The organism is Pseudoduganella aquatica (assembly GCF_009857595.1).
Classification (GTDB): Bacteria; Pseudomonadota; Gammaproteobacteria; order Burkholderiales; family Burkholderiaceae_D; genus Rugamonas; species Rugamonas aquatica_A.
The window spans coordinates 189,792-206,059 of sequence record NZ_WWCU01000005.1 but is presented as its reverse complement, the minus strand read 5'-3'; the positions used below and the strand labels follow the sequence as shown (position 1 = coordinate 206,059).

The following is a 16,268-nucleotide window of genomic DNA, read 5'->3' as shown; positions in this document are numbered from 1 at the left end:
GCATGCGGCGACGGCCGCATTTTGATGTGCCGCATAACGGGCGGTGAAAATAGAAGGGGCCACTACGAAAGCGGCCCCCTTACTTCTGTGATGTGCCCGCCCGGTAACTTGAGTCGGTCCGGAACAGCAACACCTCACAACTACAGGATCGCACATATCCGCCAAATGTAAAGCAGGATTTGCCGTCCCGCCGGCGCCGCGGTGACGGCCGCGTCCGGCTGCCGCAACATGCGCCACGGTGGAATGCGGTTTCCATGCACACAGGCATGGATTGCTGTGCCAGATGCTGGCTTATCCGTGCTAAGATTTGGTCCATGATCGCCCAAGCCCTCTTCACTCCCGCCCAGCAAAAACTGCTGGGCCTGATGTTCGTGCGCGTTAATGATGGTTTCCACCTCAACGAGATCATGCGCCTGACGGGATTGGGCAGCGCCTCCGCGCAGCGCGAATTGCGCCGCCTGCATGACTCCGGTTTGATCGTCTCCGAACGCATCGGCAATGTGCGCCGCTTCCGCCCCAATAAAGACAGCCTGGTGTATGGCGAATTATCCAGCCTGGTGCGCAAGACTTTCGGCCTGGTCAGCGTGCTCAATTCCGCGCTGTCGCCGCTGGGCGATGTATTGAATGTGGCGTTTGTCTATGGCGCCACCGCCAAGGAACAGGAGGCCAGCGAAGATAAAATCGAATTGCTGCTGATCGGCGATAACACCAGCTACGGCGAATTGCTGTCGCGCTTGCCGGTTGCCGAGCGTATTTTGCGCCGCAAGATCAACCCCAATCTTTACACGCTGCCCGATTTCCGGCGCCGCCTGCGCGAGCGCCAGCAATTCCTGGTACATGTACTGCAGGAGCCCAAGGTATTTGTCTGGGGCGATGAAACGGATTTGAATTACGCCAGCCGCGTCGAGGAGAATTGAAATGGATAAGGCGAATGCAGCAGCACGCTTTCAGAGTTTTAAGGAATTCTATCCGTTCTATTTGCAAGAGCACGCCAATTCAACCTGCCGCCGCCTGCATTTCATCGGCTCCACCCTGGTTCTCTTAATTATTATTATCGCCGCCGTGCGCGGCAATTACGGCTTGCTGTGGTTTGTTCCACTGGCCGGTTACGGCTTCGCCTGGATAGGCCATTTCTTTTTCGAGCATAACCGGCCCGCCACATTCAAATATCCCCTGTATAGCTTGCTGGGCGATTGGGTAATGTACCGCGACATGCTGGCCGGCCGCGTCCGTTTCTAAGGCGATGAAAGCCCTGTTTTATCCCGCCATCAATTTGATGGGCAGGTTGCGCTACGCGCATAAGTTCCTGCTGCTGGGTTTGCTCGCGCTGGGCGCCGTGGTGCTGCTCCAGGTGAATCTCTACCAGGCGCTGGACCGGGTGATAGAACCGTCGCGCGAGGAGCTGCTCGGCCTGGAAGCGCTGGTGCGCCTGAACCGCACCATCCAGCTGGTGCAGCACGACCGCGGGCTGGCGGCTGGTTTCCTCGGCGGCAACAAATTGCTCGCCCAGCGGCAGCAGGCCAAGGCGGCCGAAGTGGACGCCGCCTTCCTGCGCCTGGCCGAAGCCCTGCCGCCCGAGGTGCTGGCGGCGGCGCGCTGGCGCGAGGTCAGCGGCGACTGGCGCGCGCTGCGCCAGTTCGGCCTGGAATGGCCGCAGCAGACCAACACCCTGCGCCACGAGCAGCTGATCGCCAAGATGCTGACCCTGGCGTCCGACGTGGCCTACGCCAGCGCCCTGACGCTGGACCCGGACATCGCCAGCTATTATTTGATGGATGTGATCGTCAAGCTGCCCTTTTTCACCGAGCGGCTGGGCCAGACCCGCGCTTTCGGCGCCGCCATCCTGGCGCGCAAGGTGGTGACCGAGGCCGAGCGGCTGCAGATGGCCAGCCTGCTGGGCCACACCCGCATCGCGCGCGATTTGCAAACCGCCAATCTTGAAAAAGTCATTAACTACAATCCCGCGCTGCGCGGCGTGCTGGGCAGCCTGGACCAGAATGTGGACGCCGGCATGCGCATCGCCCTGGGCATGGCGCAGGACGACATTATCGACAGCCGCTTCGGCACCAGCTCGGAGCAGTACATCGAGCAGTTCACCAATCTGATCGACCAGATCTACGCCGGCGGCAGCGAAGTGCTGGCGCCCGCCCTGCGCGACCATATCGAGCGGCGCATCGACAAGGCGCGCACCGGCCTGGCCTGGATCGTGGTGCTCAGCGCGCTGGCCTGCGCGCTGTTCGCCTACCTTGCGGTGGGCATCTTCCTGGCGCTGACCGGGCAGATCCAGGGCGTGCTGCACACCTTGCGCACGCTGAGCGAGGACAGCGCCGAGCGCGCCGAACTGGTGGAGGCCATCGCGGCCGGCGACCTGAGCCGCGAAGTGCACGAGCCGCCCGCGCTGGAGATGGGCGGGCTGACGGCGCGGCGCGACGAGATCGGCGCGCTGGTGGGTGCCATCGCCGCCATGAGCGCCGCCCAGCAAAGCCTGGGGCGCGGCTTTGCCCGCATGGCGCGCACGCTGCGCCTGCACCGCGACGAGGAACGCCAGCAGGACTGGGCCAAGAGCGGCATCAACGCCCTGAATATCGAACTGCGCGGCGAGCGCGCGCTGCCGGAGCTGACGCAGGCCGTGGTCAGCTTCCTGACCCGCCACGTGGGTGGCGCGGTGGGCGCGCTGTATCTGCACGACACCGAGCGGCAGGAGCTGGTGCTGGCCGCCAGCCACGCTTACACCAACGGCACGGCGCCGCGCCGCCAGTTCGCGGCGGGCGAGGGCTGGGCCGGCAGCGCGGCGCGCAGCGGCGCCATCGAAGTGTTGTCGCCGGTGCCGCCGGGCTACCTGGATGTGGCGTCGGCGCTGGGCCAGGCTGGACCGGCCGCCGTGGCGGCGGTGCCGCTGATGCACAACGGCGAGCTGGTGGGGCTGGTGGAGATCGGCACCTTCGGCGAGTTCGACGCGCAGCGCCTGGAGTGGCTGCGCCAGGCGGCCGAGGCGGTGGCGGTGGCGGTCGGCGTGGAGCATGCGCGCCGCCGCGTGGCCAACTTGCTGGAGCAGACCCAGGTGCAGACCGAGGAATTGCTGGTGCAGCAGGAGGAGCTGCAGCAGTCCAACGAGGAGCTGGAGGAACGCGCCCAGCTGCTGGAGCAGCAGCGCGAAGTGATACGGCAGAAAAGCGCGGAAAGCGAGCAGGCCAGCCGCGAGCTGCGCCGCAAGGCCGACGAGCTCGAGCGCATCAGCGCCTACAAATCCGAGTTCCTGGCGAATATGTCGCACGAGCTGCGCACGCCGCTGAACAGCATGCTGATCCTGTCCAGCCTGCTGCAGCAGAACAAGGAAGGCAAACTGAGCGGCAAGCAGGTGGAGTACGCGGCCACCATCAACGGCGCCGGCAAGGACCTGCTCAACCTGATCAACGACATTCTGGATCTGTCCAAGATCGAGGCCGGGCACGTGACGCTGGAGCTGGAGGACGTGGCGCTGGCCGACATGGCCAGCCAGCTGCAGGCGCTGTTCCAGCCGCTGGCCGAGCACCAGGGGCTGGCCTTGAACATCGCGCTGGGCGCCGGCACGCCCGCGCAGCTGCGCACCGACGGCCAGCGCCTGCTGCAGATCCTGAAAAACCTGCTGGCCAACGCCGTCAAATTCACCGCGCAGGGCAGGTTGGGCTTGGACGTGCGCGTCTGCCAGGCTGCCGAGGCGGGCGGCCAGGGCCGGACCGGGGAGGCCCTGGCCTTCGCCGTCAGCGACACCGGCGTGGGCGTGGCCGCCGAGCAGCAGGAGCGCATCTTCCACGCCTTCCAGCAGGCCGACGGCTCCACCAGCCGCAAATTCGGCGGCACCGGCCTGGGTCTGTCGATTTCGCGCCAGCTGGCGCGCCGCATGGGCGGCGAGATCACCGTCAGCAGCGCGCCGGGCGCGGGCAGCATCTTCACCTTGTATCTGCCGCTGGACGCCGGCGACGTGCTTGCCGCGCCGCCAGCCGCAGCGGCGCCCGCAGCCGCCCCCGCCAGCGCGGGATTCGCCGTGCCGCCCGCCGCGCAGTTTGCCCCATCCCCTGCCGCACTGGCCATCGCGCCGCTGAGCGCGGCCGCCCGCTACGAGCGCGCCGCCATGAGCAGCACCGACCCCGGCGCAGCCGCGCGCCCGCCGGCCATGGCGATGGAGGACGACCGCGAGCTGGTGCTGCCCGAATACCGCTGCATCCTCATCGTCGAGGACGACCTGTCCTTCGCCCGCATCCTGCGCGACACGGTGCGCGAGCACGGCTTCCAGGCCATCGTCGCCTGCGACGGCGAGGACGGCCTGGCGCTGGCCGAGCGCTACCGCCCCAACGCCATCCTGCTGGACGTGATGCTGCCCCATATCGACGGCTGGGGCGTCATGCGCAGCATCAAGGACAACCCGGCCACGCGCCACATCCCGGTGCACTTCATCACCTGCCTGGAAGACCGCCAGAAAGCCATGGGCCTGGGCGCCATCGGCTTTATCACCAAGCCGGTCAGCGCCCAGCAGCTGGACGAAGTGCTCGACTCCATCGGCGCCGCCATCGCCCGCACCGACAAGCGCCTGCTGGTGGTGGAGGACGACGAGGCCGAGGCCATGAGCCTGGCCGCGCTGCTGGAAACCGAAGGCCTGGACATCGCGATCGCGCGCTCCGGCAGCGCCGCCCTGGCCCTGCTGGCGCAAGGCCGCTACGACTGCATGGTGCTGGACCTGGGCCTGTCCGACATGTCCGGCTTCGAGCTGCTCGACCGCCTGCGCGACAGCGCCTGCGCGCCGCAGATGCCGGTCATCGTGCATTCCGGCCGCAGCCTGAACGAAGTGGACGAGGCGCGCCTGCGCCGCTATGCCGACAGCATCATCGTCAAGGGCGCCAAGAGCCCCGAGCGGCTGGTGGGCGAAGTGAGCCTGTTCCTGCACCTGGTGGAAAGCTCGCTGCCGCAGGACCAGCAGAAAATGATACGGCGCGCGCTCGACAAGGAAGCCATGTTCGAGCAGCGCAAGGTGCTGCTGGTGGACGACGACATCCGCAACATCTTCTCGCTGTCCTCGGTGCTGGCCGAAAAGGGCATGCACATCGTGGAGGCGGGCAACGGCGCCGAAGCGCTGGCGCAGCTGCAGGCGCACCCGGACATCGACATCGTGCTGATGGATATCATGATGCCGGAGATGGACGGCTTTGAAGCCATGCGCCGCATCCGCCGCGAGCCGCGCTGGGCGCGCCTGCCCATCATCGCGCTCACCGCCAAGGCCATGCTGGGCGACCAGAAGCAATGCCTGGACGCCGGCGCCAGCGACTACCTGGCCAAGCCGGTGGACCTGGACAAGCTGTTCTCGCTGATGCGGGTGTGGCTGTACCAGGCCGGGGAGGTGGCGTGAACGAGCAGGACATCGTGGAGCTGGAAATCGGCCTGCTGGTGAGCGCCGTCAAGCAGGCGCACGGCTACGACTTCAGCGGCTACGCCAGCGCCTCGCTCACGCGCCGCCTGGTGGCGTGGCTGGCCAAGTCCGGCTTCGACAGCTTCGGCGCGGCCACCTCGGCGCTGCTGCGCGACGCCCTGCTGTGCCGCGCGCTGGTGGAGGACGTCACCGTCAACGTGTCGGACATGTTCCGCGACCCGCCGTTCTTCAAGGCGCTGCGCGAGGAAGTGCTGCCCCACCTGCGCACCTACCCGCACGCTCGGATCTGGGTGGCCGGCTGCGCCGGCGGCGAGGAAGTGACGTCGCTGGCCATCCTGCTGCGCGAGGCCGGCATGGACCAGCAATGCCGCATCTACGCCACCGACTTGAACGAGTCGGTGCTGGAGCGCGCGCGCCAGGGCATGTTCGAACTGCGCGACATGCAGCGCTACACCAGGAACTACCAGCTGGCCGGCGGCTGCGCCGCCTTTTCCGACTACTACGTGGCGCGCTACGGCCGGGCGCTGTTCGATCCCGGGCTGCTGCGCAACGTGGTGTTCGCCGCGCACAACCTGGCCACCGACGCCGACTTCAGCGAGATGCAACTGATCCTGTGCCGCAATGTGATGATCTACTTCAAGCCCGCCCTCAAGGAGCGCCTGCTGTCACTGTTCGACGGCTGCCTCACGCCGGGCGGCTTCCTGTGCCTGGGGACCAAGGAAACGCTGGAACAGCGCGGCATTGCGCCGCGCTACCGCGAAGTGGCCGCGCCCACCCGCATCTACCGCAAGCAGTACGCCGTGGGAGCGCAGGCATGAGCCCGGCCATGGGCCAGGGGGCAAGCGCAACGCGGCGCCCGCGCTTCCGCGCCGTCGTGCTGGGCGTTTCCATGGGCGGCGTGGACGCGCTGCAGCGTGTGCTGCCCGCGCTGCCGCCGGATTTCCCCTTGCCGCTGCTGGTGGTCATCCATATTTCGCCCGGCTCGGGCGACGGCCTGGCGCGCCTGCTCGACTTCACCGCGCCGCTGCGCGTGAAGGAGGCCGACGAGGGCGAATTGCCGCAGCCCGGCACGGCCTACCTGGCCCCTGCCGGCTACCACCTGCTGGTCGAGCGCGACGGCAGGCTGGCGCTGTCGGCCGACGCGCCGGTGAGCTTTGCGCGCCCTTCGGTGGACGTGCTGTTCGAATCGGCCGCCGCCTGCTACGGCGCCGCGCTGGTGGGCGCTGTGCTGACCGGCGCCGGCGCGGACGGCGCTGCGGGCCTGGCGCGCATTGCGGCGGCGGGCGGCTATACCATCGTGCAGGAGCCGGCCGACGCCGTGATGGATCTGATGCCGCGCGCCGCGCTGGCGCGCCTGGCGCCCGGCACGCCGAACGCCATCGCCACGCTGGACCGGCTGCCGCTGCTGCTGCAGCGCCTGGCCGGCATGGAGGCCGCATGAACCGCCGCAGCATGGCCGCGCTGCCGGCAACCATGCCGGTGCTGCTGGTCGACGACAACGACGACAACCTGCTGGCCCTGTCCGCCCTGCTCGAGGGCGTGGAAGGGCTGGAGCTGGCGACCGCCAACAGCGGCGAGGAAGCCTTGCGCCAGCTGCTGCGGCGCGATTTCGGCCTGGTGCTGATGGACGTGCAGATGCCCGGCATGGACGGCTACGAAGCGGCCACGCTGATGCGCGCCAATCCGAAAACGCGCAACGTGCCCATCATCTTTGTCACCGCGCTGCAGGGCGGCAGCGAGTTCTCCTTGCGCGGCTACGAGAGCGGCGCGGTGGACTACCTGGTCAAGCCGATTGAAACCGTGGTGCTGCACGCCAAGGTGAACGTGTTTGCCGCGCTGTACCGCCAGCGCCTGGCCATCGCCGAATTCGAGCGCTACGCCAGCCAGGTGGAGAACGTGATGGCGGCGCGGCGCGCCAGCCCGGCCGGCCAGCCGCTGCGGCTGCTGCTGGTGGACGACCAGCCGGCCAACCTGCTGGCGCTCGAAGGCCTGCTGGGCGAACTGGCCGAGCAGTCCAATGTGGAACTGGTGCGCGCCAACTCCGGCCCCGAGGCGCTGCGCGCCGTGCTGCGCGCCGACTACGCGGCGGTGCTGCTGGACGTGCAGATGCCCGGCATGGACGGCTTTGAAACGGCGGAGCTGATGCGCGCCAATCCGCGCACCAGCACCCTGCCGGTGATCTTCGTCACCGCCGGCATGAAGGACCGCGCGGCCCAGTTCAAGGGCTACGAACTAGGCGCGGTCGATTATCTGATCAAGCCGCTCGAGCCGCACATCCTGGTGTCCAAGGTGCGCGTGTTCTGCGAGCTGTACCGCCAGCGCATGGCGCTCGAGCTGCAAAGCGCGCACCTGGAATCGCTGGTGGCCGAGCGCACCGAAGCGCTGCGCCGCAGCGCCGAGGAACTGTCCGATTCGCGCGAGCGCTACCGCCGCCTGCTGGGCGCCGTCACGCACCAGCTGTTCTCGCTGCGCCGCGACGGCAAGCAGCTGCGCTCCTACGGCCACGGCTCCGGCTGCGAAGCGGTCACCGGCTATCCGCCGCAGGCCTTCGAGGACGACCCCCTGCTGTGGCTCACCATCGTGGCCGAACCGGAGCGCGCCCTGGTGGCGGCGCGCGCCGCCGCCGCGCTGGACAGCGGCGCCATCAGCCAGTACGAGCACCGCATCCGCTGCTGCGACGGCGTGGCGCGCTGGGTGCGTTCCACCTTTGTGCGCGCCGGCACCGACGATGCGCCGGTGTGCGACGTGCTGATCGAGGACATCGACCAGCGCCGCCGCGTGGAGGAAGACCGCGCCCACCTGGTGGACCAGCTGGCGCTGGCCACGCGCGCCGCGCGGCTCGGCATCTGGGACTGGAACCTGGCCACCAATGAACTGGTGTGGGACGAGCGCATGTACACGCTGTGCGGCGTGGCGCCGGGCGAGCTGGGCGACGCGCACCAGACCTGGCTGCTCACCACCCACCCGGACGACCGCGCGCTGTGCGAGCGCGCCCGCCAACGCGCGCTGGCGGGCGACCAGCCCTTCGACATCGAGTTCCGCGTGATCCATCCGGACGGCAGCATCCGCCACATGAAGTCGGACGGCCAGGTCATGCGCAACGCCCAGGGCCAGGCGGTGCGCATGACCGGCACCCATTACGACATCACCGAGCGCAAACAGGCCGAGGAAGAAATGCGGCGCCACCGCGACCACCTGCTGGAGCTGGTGGACGAGCGCAACGCCAGCCTGCGCGCCATCGTCGACAACGCGGCCGACGGCATCGTCTCGGTGGACGACCACGGCATCATCCTGAGCTTCAACCGCGCCGCCGAGAATATGTTCGGCTACAGCGAAGCGGAGATCCTGGGCCGGCCCATCGGCAAGCTGATACCGCATGCCGGCAGGGCCGGCGGCCAGGGCCGGCCGGTGGTGCGCAGCATGGACCTGGAAGGCCAGCGGCGCGACGGCAGCGCCTTCCCCATGCACGTGGCGATCAGCGAAGTGGAGGTGGCGGGGCGGCCGCGCATCATCGGCATCCTGCGCGACATCTCGCAGCAGAAGGCGGCCGAGGCCAGCCTGATCGCGGCGCGCAACGCGGCCGAAACGGCCAGCCAGGTGAAGTCCGAATTCCTGGCCAAGATGAGCCACGAACTGCGCACGCCGCTCAACGCGGTGATCGGCTTTTCCCAGCTCATGTCGCGCTCCGGCACCTTGCTGCCGGACCAGCAGCGCAACCTGGAAATCATCCACCGCTCCGGCCACCACTTGCTCACCCTGATCAACGACGTGCTGGCCCTGTCCAAGATCGAGGCCGGCGGCACCCATGTGGAGGCGGTCGACGCCGACCTGGTGCGGCTGCTGGAGGAAGTGGCCGAGATGCTGCGCATCCGCGCCCAGAACGAAGGCCTGGAGCTGGAGCTGGCCATGGAGCGCTTGCCGGCGGCGGTGAAAGTGGACGCGGTCAAGCTGCGCCAGGTGCTCATCAACCTGGTCGGCAACGCGCTCAAGTTCACGCAGCAGGGGCGGGTGCTGGTGCAGGCCAGCGGACAGCTGCTGCGCGGGCAGGAGGACGGCGTGGCGCGCATCAGCTTCGTCATCAGCGACACCGGCATCGGCATGGCGCCGGGCGACCTGCAGCGCATCTTCGATCCCTTTGTGCAGGTTGGCGGGCCGGCCAGCGAAAGCGGCACCGGCCTGGGCCTGGCGATCTCGCGCCAGTACGTGGAACTGCTGGGCGGCGTGCTGCAGGTGGAATCGGAAGTGGGGCGCGGCTCGGTGTTCCGCTTTGCGCTCACGCTGCCGCTGGCCGAAGCGCCGCGCGCCCTGCCGTCGGCGGCGGGCGAGGTGCTGGGCCTGCCGCTGCACGAGCGCGGCAAGCGCGTGCTGGTGGCGGACGACGACCGCGAATCCCAGCTGCTGCTGGGCGAGCTGCTCGAACCGCTGGGGTTTGTGGTGGCCTTCGCCGGCAACGGCGTGGAAGCGCTGGCGCGCGTGGCCAGCTTCGCGCCGCACCTGGTGCTGATGGACTGGCGCATGCCGGAGCTGGACGGCCTGGCGACGATACGGCGCATCCGCAGCCAGCCGGACGGCGGCCAGGTGCGCATCATCATGTGCACCGCCAGCGCCTTCGAGGAGCAGTGCGAAGTGGCGCTGGAGGCCGGCGCGGACGCCTTCCTGCGCAAGCCGCTGGACACGGCGGAGCTGTACCGCGACATCGAGCGCCTGCTCGGCCTGCGCTTCCAGCGCGCCGCCTGCAGCGGCAGCAGCGGCGGCGGCGGCTTCGAGCCGGTGCGCAAGGACGAGCTGGCGGGCCTGCCCGCCGAAGTGAAGCGCGCGCTGAAAGAAGGCGCGGTGGAGCTGGACCAGCAGCGCCTGGCCGGCGCCCTGGCCGCGATCGAGGGCGACTGCCCCGACCTGGCGCGGCGCCTGCGCCACATGACGCAAGCCTTCCGCTACCGCGAGCTGTTCGCCCTGCTATCGGATTCCTGACCGCCCGCCGCCACGAACAATCGATATTTGGCTGCATGCCAGGCGGGTTACGCACGGCTGCGCCGCGCTAACCCGCCCTACGCGCGTCGGCGTATTTGTGTACCGGTGCATCTGTGTACCGTAGGGCGGGTTAGCAGCGCGCTGCGTAACCCGCCATTACTGCGGCTTATTTACTCTCTGCGATCCAGCGGTCCACCTTGGTCTCCAGCAGGCTCAGTGGCACGGTGCCGTCGCCCAGCACGATCTCGTGGAACTTCGGCAGGCTGAATTTATCGCCCAGCGCCTGCTGCGCGCGCTGGCGCAGTTCCACGATCTTCAGCGAACCGATCTTGTAGCCCAGCGCCTGGCCCGGCCACGCCATGTAGCGTTCGGTCTCGCTCTTGGCCACGGCGTCGTAGCCCAGCGTGTCGCGCATGTACTTGATGGTCTGCTCGCGGGTCCAGCCTTTCGCGTGCAAGCCGGTGTCCACCACCAGGCGGGTTGCGCGCAGCAGCTCGTCGTTCAGGTGGCCGAAGTACTGCGCCGGATCGTCGAACAAGCCCATCTCCTTGCCCAGCGTTTCCGCATACAGCGCCCAGCCTTCGGTGAAGGCGTTGTTGCCGCCGTATTTGCGGAACAGCGGCTGGTCCAGCTCCTGCGTCAGCGCGATATGGAAGTGGTGGCCCGGTTTGCCTTCGTGCAGGAACAGCGTGTTCATGCCGGTGCTGCCGTACTTGGCCGGGTCGTTCACCACCGACCAGAACACGCCCGGGCGCGAACCGTCGCCGGCCGGCGCGGTGTAGTGGTCGGCCGCGGTGGCGCGGCTCAGCTCAGGCTCGAGGCGCAGGTCCAGCTTGGCCTTGGGCACCAGCGTGAACATGGCGGGCAGCTTGGTGTCCAGCACGTCGTTCAGCTTGCGGTACACGGCCTGCACCTCGTCCTCCGTCTTGAAAGGATAGAACTTAGGTTGCTCGGACACCCACACCGGCAAGCCCGCCGCCGGGCCGTTGTAGCCCAGCTTGGGACCGAGCACGGCGAACTGCTGCTGGATGCGCGCCACTTCCCTCAGGCCGATGGCGTGGATCTGCTCCGGCTTCATCGTGGTGGTGGTGGACGAGGCCACCGCCGCCTGGTACCAGGCCTTGCCCTGCGGCAGGGCGCTCCAGCCGGAGCTGCTGCGCGCCGCCGGCAGGTAGTCCTGCTCGACGAACTGCGCCAGGCGTTCCAGCGCCGGATTCAGCTTGGTGATCGCGTCCTTGTAGGCGGCCGCCAGGCGCTGCTTGTCCGCGTCCGTGAAGGTGGCCGGCAGCTTGTTGATGGCGGTGTAGTAGATGCTCGCTTCCGGCGTGGCGCTTGGCAGCTTCTTGAACTGCGGCAGCGCGGATTCCACCAGCGCCTTCGGCAGCACCACGTGCTTGGCCATGCCCTCGCGCATATTCGCAATGGCCTGGTCTATCCATGCCGGCAGCTGCGACAGGCGGCTCAGGTAAGCCTCGTATTCCTTGACGGTGCCGATCGGCTGCGAAGCGTCGCCGCCGGCGAAGTTGGCCAGCGTGACCGGCATGCTGTCCATCTGGTTCAGCGGCAGCAGGTGTTCCGGGAAGGGCTCGAAGGACAGCGCGGTTTTCAGTTCGTAGGCCAGCACGTCGTAGTGGATGCGGTCGCGGCGGTCCAGCTGCGCGCGGGCGATGGCGCGCAGGCGCTTCAGGTAGGCGCGGTACAGCGCAAACTGCTTGGCGCGCACGGCGGGCGCGATGCTCATGCCGAGCTGGTCGTCGAAGCGGTTGTCGCCGTTCTGCGTGGCGTTCACCGGCTCGTAGCGCGCCAGCGCGTTGTAGTAGTCGTCCGCCAGGGTGTTGAACTGCTGCTTGGCGGCGGGCGCGCTGGCGGCGGGGACTTGTTCGGCGGCCGGGGCGGCGTGGACGGGGACGAAGGCCAGCGTCAGGGCGGCGGCCATGGCGGCCAGGGCGATGCGGTGTTTCATGTGCAGGTGTCTTCTAAAAAAAGGGTTGTTACTGGAGCGCCAGGCGCGACTCGTACAGCGCCGCCACCAGGTCGGACTGGGTGACGATGCCGGCGAAGCGCTGTTCTTCGTCCACCACGGGAATGTGGTGGTAGCCGGCGTCCGCCATCAGGGGCACGAGGTCGATGATGGGCGTGGCCAGGGTGGCGAAGACCGGTTTGGAAATCATGATCTGGCCCACCACTTCGGCCTTCTCGGTGTGCGTTACGCCGCTGCGGCGCAGGAAGCGGCGCAGCTTCTGGCGCACGGTGTGGTAGTCGTCCAGGCCGCTGTGGCTGAGGAAGTCGCCCTGCGTCACCATGCCGATCACGCGCCGCGCGCGGTTCAGCACCGGCAGTGCGGCCACCTTGTGCGCGCGCATGGCGCTCCAGGCTTCGTCCAGCGGCGTGCCGAATTCGGCCGTCGCCACGTCTTTGGACATGATGTCGCCGCAGGCGATCACGCCGAAGCGGCGCTGGTAGGCGCGCATCTCGGTTTTCAGGAAGATCTCTTCCAGGTCGTCGCGGCTCACGTCCAGCACCTGGTTGTATTGCTTGAGCACCGCGTCCAGGTCTTCCGGCTTGAAGCCCAGCCGCAGCGTGGGCACCGGGTCCTGCGTGGCGTGCGGGTTGACGTGCGGCGGCTGCTGCAGGTGCGGATAGCGGCGGCCGGTGAGGTTGTTGTAGGCCACGGCCACCGCCACCATCAGCAGGGAATTGAGCAGCACCGGCACCAGCGGGAATTCAAAGCCGGCCGCGTGCAGCGCCGGGCCGCCCATCACCACCGTCAGCGCCACCGCGCCGCCGGGCGGATGCAGGCAGCGCAGCACGAACATGGCGCCGATGGCCAGCGCCACGGCCAGCGCGGCGATCGGCACCGAGTCGCCCAGCCAGCGCACGCAGGCAGCGCCCACCAGACCGGACAGCACGTTGCCGCCCACCACGGACCATGGCTGGGCCAGCGGGCTGGCCGGCAGGCAGAACAGCAGCACGGCCGAGGCGCCCATGGGGCCGACCAGGAAGATGTGGGAGGGTTCGTGCGGCAGCAGGTAGCGGCTCAGCAGGCCGGTGACCAGCAGGGCCAGGATGGCGCCGCTGCAGGCGCGCGCCCGCTCGCGGAAACTGGTGTGGCTGGCGGCCGGCAAAAAGGCGGCCCAAAGCGTGCTGAGAGATTTCATGTCGGAAGTCCGTGCGAGACGAGGTGCAGAGGTAGTTCAGTAGTGAATTTTATCTGTTCCATGGAGAAAGCGGATGATACCCCTGTCAACTGCGCGGCCTTGATCAGTTTTTTGTAAAAGCGGTCGTAGCCCTCGATGTCGGTGGTGACCACCTTGAGCAGGTAGTCGATGTCGCCGCTCATGCGGTGGAATTCCAGCACCTCCGGCAGCGCCTGCACGGCGGCGGCGAAGTGCGCCAGCCATTTCTCGTCGTGCTGGCTGGTGCGCACGCTGACGAAGACCGTCACGCCCAGCCCGGCCTTGCGGCGGTTGACGATGGCCACGCGCTTGTCGATATAGCCTTCCTCCTCCAGCCGCTTGAGGCGCTTCCAGCACGGCGTGCTGGACAGCCCGACCTTGCCGGCCAGGTCGGCGATGGACAGCGTGCCGTCCAGCTGCAGCGCGCCCAGGATGGCGTAATCATAACGGTCTAGCTGGTTCATTCTGGTATTTGGCGAAAAATAGGATGTTTATCCCATATTATGCGCCTGGGGAGTGCGATTTTGGAATATATGATTCGGCGCCGGTGCGTAAGCTGTTGAGTATCAGCAATTTTGCCCACGCTTACATCATGACACCCGAAATCTACCTCGACGGCAACGCCACCAGCCCCGTCCTGCCCGCCGCCATCGCCGCCGCCGTGCGCGCCATGGAGGACTGTTACGGCAACCCCAGCAGCAGCCACAGCACCGGCCTGCAGGCCAAGGCGCTGCTGGACGGCGCGCGCCGGCGCGCGGTGCGCCTGCTGGGCGTGGGGCAGGGCCGGCTGATGTTCAACAGCGGCGCCACCGAAGGCATCCAGACCGCCGTGCTGTCCGCGCTGTGCGCGCTGCGCGAGCGCCGCCAGGCGGGCGAGGCCATCGGCACGTTGCTGGTGTACGGCGCCACCGAGCACAAGGCGGTGCCGGAAGCGCTGGCGCACTGGAACCGATTGCTGGGCCTGGACCTGGAACTGCGCAAGCTGCAGGTCGACAGCGACGGCCGCCACGACCTGCAGGCGCTGCGCGCGCTGCTGCCGCACACGGCCATGCTGTGCACCATGGCGGCCAACAATGAAACCGGCGTGCTGTCCGATATCGCCGGCATCGAAGTGCTGCTCGACGAGTGCGCCAGCCCGGCCTACTGGATGGTGGACTGCGTGCAGGCGCTGGGCAAGTTCCGCCTGTCGCTGGCGCGCAGCCGCATCGACTACGCGCCGTTCTCCGGCCACAAGCTGTATGCGCCCAAGGGCATAGGCATGCTGTACGTGCGCGAGGGCGCGCCGTTCACGCCGCTGATCGTGGGCGGCGGCCAGGAGGCTGCGCAGCGCTCGGGCACCGAGAACATGGCCGGCGTGGCCGCGCTGGACGCGGTGCTGGCGGCGCTGGAGCAGGGCGGCGTGTTCCGCTCGCACGACGCGCTGTGCACCTTCCGCGAGCGGCTGGCCGCCAGCCTGCGGCGCGCGCTGCCGGGCGTGGTGTTCAACGCCGCCTTCGAGCACTCGCTGCCGACCACGCTCAACTTCTCCGTGCCCGGCCTGTCCAGCAAGGAGCTGATGGACGTGTTCGACGCGGCCGGCGTGCGCGTCAGCTCGGGCAGCGCCTGCTCCGCCGCCAAGGCCGCGCCCAGCTATGTGCTGCAGGCGATGGGCGTGCCGGACTGGCGCGCCGCCAGCGCCATCCGCCTGTCCTTCGGCCCGCTGGCCGACGAGGCGGCCATCGCGCGCGCCTGCGAACGCATAGAACGCTGCGGCGCCGCGCTGCGCGCCAGCGGCCTGATCGCCCCGGACGGCAGCCTGCCCGTGCAGGACGGCGTGCAGCAGCTGGGCAGCGGCGGCGCGTGCAGCTGGCTGGTGCACGACGCGGCCAGCCGCAGCTGCGTGGTGATCGACCCGCAGCCGGAATTCATGGACCGCATCGCGGCCCAGGTGCGCGGCCAGGGCTGCACGGTGCTGGCCGTGCTGGGCACCGCGCCCGGCGTGGACCTGGCCGCGCCGGGGCGCGCGCTGAACGTGGCCTACGGCGCCGGCGACACTTTCGGCTGGCCGGCCGCAGACGGGCTGCTGGCCCTTGGCGGCCAGGCGCTGCGCCGCGTGCTGGTGGACGCGGACGGCGCGCAGCAGGCCGTGTATCTGCTGGGCCGGCCGGACGCCGGCGCCTTGCCGCAATCCGCCGCGCGCCACGCCTTTATCGGCACGTTGGCGCCGCGGCAGCTGGACGGCCTGGTGCACGGCGACACCCTGTTGTGCGCCGCCAGCGACGCGCAGCAGCCCTTCTGCAGCAGCCTGCACGCGTCCGCGCCGGAAAGCGGCGGCTCGCAAGGCGAACTGCACCTGGACGCCGCCGCGCTGCAAGGCCTGCTGCGCGCCCATCCCGACGCCCTGCTGGTGGACGTGCGCGAGAGCCATGAGCACCTGGTCGGCGTGCAGGCGCCGCAAGGCGGCAAGGTGGTCAGCGTGCCGCTGGGCCAGCTGGCCGGGCAGATTCCGGAGTGGATGGCCGCGCCGGTGCCGCTGGTGTTCTTCTGCCGCAGCGGCAACCGCAGCACGCGCGCCGCGCAATGCCTGCGCCGCCTCGGCTACGCCCAGGCCTACGACCTCGCCGGCGGCCTCGCCCTCGCAGCGTAGGACGGGTTGCCGCGCATTTCCATACGTGCGCCTCCGTAGTGTTGCTTGGACCATACTTCTCTATCCTTATCAGGTAGAAATGCGAGGTTCAAGT

At 68.5% G+C, this 16,268-nt stretch carries 10 protein-coding genes; 7 read left to right on the top strand and 3 right to left on the bottom strand.

Annotation, left to right across the window (positions count from 1 at the left end; all coding sequences use genetic code 11):
- Positions 1 to 254 precede the first annotated feature (254 nt).
- Genes GTP77_RS07215 through GTP77_RS07190 form a run of 6 tightly spaced genes read left to right on the top strand, consistent with a single transcriptional unit; the run spans position 255 to position 10,372 of the window.
- On the top strand, positions 255 to 917 hold the full coding sequence (locus GTP77_RS07215; RefSeq protein WP_228894461.1) for a helix-turn-helix domain-containing protein: 663 nt from the start codon (positions 255 to 257) through the stop codon (positions 915 to 917).
- A 1-nt stretch (position 918) separates the two neighbouring features.
- Positions 919 to 1,239: an Mpo1-like protein gene (locus tag GTP77_RS07210; protein WP_161071485.1), complete on the top strand. Its 321-nt coding sequence runs from the start codon at positions 919 to 921 to the stop codon at positions 1,237 to 1,239.
- A gap of 4 nt (positions 1,240 to 1,243) precedes the next feature.
- Complete coding sequence (locus tag GTP77_RS07205; protein WP_161071484.1) at positions 1,244 to 5,380, top strand: response regulator; 4,137 nt, start codon at positions 1,244 to 1,246, stop codon at positions 5,378 to 5,380.
- On the top strand, positions 5,377 to 6,219 hold the full coding sequence (locus tag GTP77_RS07200) for a CheR family methyltransferase (RefSeq protein ID WP_161071483.1): 843 nt from the start codon (positions 5,377 to 5,379) through the stop codon (positions 6,217 to 6,219). The genes GTP77_RS07205 and GTP77_RS07200 overlap by 4 nt, the downstream gene beginning before the upstream one ends.
- Positions 6,216 to 6,842, top strand: a complete 627-nt coding sequence (locus tag GTP77_RS07195) for a chemotaxis protein CheB (RefSeq protein ID WP_223149311.1) — start codon at positions 6,216 to 6,218, stop codon at positions 6,840 to 6,842. The genes GTP77_RS07200 and GTP77_RS07195 overlap by 4 nt, the downstream gene beginning before the upstream one ends.
- Positions 6,839 to 10,372: a response regulator gene (locus tag GTP77_RS07190; RefSeq protein ID WP_161071482.1), complete on the top strand. Its 3,534-nt coding sequence runs from the start codon at positions 6,839 to 6,841 to the stop codon at positions 10,370 to 10,372. The genes GTP77_RS07195 and GTP77_RS07190 overlap by 4 nt, the downstream gene beginning before the upstream one ends.
- Positions 10,373 to 10,538: 166 nt before the next feature.
- Here GTP77_RS07190 and GTP77_RS07185 read toward each other — a convergent pair whose 3' ends face one another.
- From GTP77_RS07185 to GTP77_RS07175, 3 genes are read right to left on the bottom strand one after another with little or no spacing between them, the layout of a single operon-like run.
- Positions 10,539 to 12,335 carry a DUF885 domain-containing protein gene (locus GTP77_RS07185; protein ID WP_161071481.1) on the bottom strand — a complete coding sequence of 599 codons (1,797 nt, stop codon included), beginning with the start codon at positions 12,333 to 12,335 and terminating at the stop codon, positions 10,539 to 10,541.
- A gap of 28 nt (positions 12,336 to 12,363) precedes the next feature.
- Positions 12,364 to 13,530 carry an HPP family protein gene (locus GTP77_RS07180; RefSeq protein WP_161071480.1) on the bottom strand — a complete coding sequence of 389 codons (1,167 nt, stop codon included), beginning with the start codon at positions 13,528 to 13,530 and terminating at the stop codon, positions 12,364 to 12,366.
- Entirely contained in the window at positions 13,527 to 14,012 is a 486-nt protein-coding gene (locus GTP77_RS07175) for an Lrp/AsnC family transcriptional regulator (protein ID WP_161071479.1), read from the bottom strand. Before GTP77_RS07175 ends, GTP77_RS07180 begins: the two co-directional genes overlap by 4 nt.
- Before the next feature lie 128 nt (positions 14,013 to 14,140).
- Between GTP77_RS07175 and GTP77_RS07170 the strand changes: the two genes are divergently transcribed.
- Positions 14,141 to 16,174, top strand: coding sequence for an aminotransferase class V-fold PLP-dependent enzyme (locus tag GTP77_RS07170; protein WP_161071478.1), 2,034 nt, complete (start codon positions 14,141 to 14,143; stop codon positions 16,172 to 16,174).
- The last annotated feature ends 94 nt before the right edge of the window (positions 16,175 to 16,268 follow it).

Excerpts from the sequence above, each read along its gene's own strand:
- GTP77_RS07215 (WP_228894461.1), top strand. The coding sequence starts at position 255 with ATGCACACAGGCATGGATTGCTGTGCCAGATGCTGGCTTATCCGTGCT.
- GTP77_RS07210 (WP_161071485.1), top strand. The coding sequence starts at position 919 with ATGGATAAGGCGAATGCAGCAGCACGCTTTCAGAGTTTTAAGGAATTC.
- GTP77_RS07205 (WP_161071484.1), top strand. The coding sequence starts at position 1,244 with ATGAAAGCCCTGTTTTATCCCGCCATCAATTTGATGGGCAGGTTGCGC.
- GTP77_RS07195 (WP_223149311.1), top strand. The coding sequence starts at position 6,216 with ATGAGCCCGGCCATGGGCCAGGGGGCAAGCGCAACGCGGCGCCCGCGC.
- GTP77_RS07190 (WP_161071482.1), top strand. The coding sequence starts at position 6,839 with ATGAACCGCCGCAGCATGGCCGCGCTGCCGGCAACCATGCCGGTGCTG.
- GTP77_RS07185 (WP_161071481.1), bottom strand. The coding sequence starts at position 12,335 with ATGAAACACCGCATCGCCCTGGCCGCCATGGCCGCCGCCCTGACGCTG.
- GTP77_RS07180 (WP_161071480.1), bottom strand. The coding sequence starts at position 13,530 with ATGAAATCTCTCAGCACGCTTTGGGCCGCCTTTTTGCCGGCCGCCAGC.
- GTP77_RS07175 (WP_161071479.1), bottom strand. The coding sequence starts at position 14,012 with ATGAACCAGCTAGACCGTTATGATTACGCCATCCTGGGCGCGCTGCAG.
- GTP77_RS07170 (WP_161071478.1), top strand. The coding sequence starts at position 14,141 with ATGACACCCGAAATCTACCTCGACGGCAACGCCACCAGCCCCGTCCTG.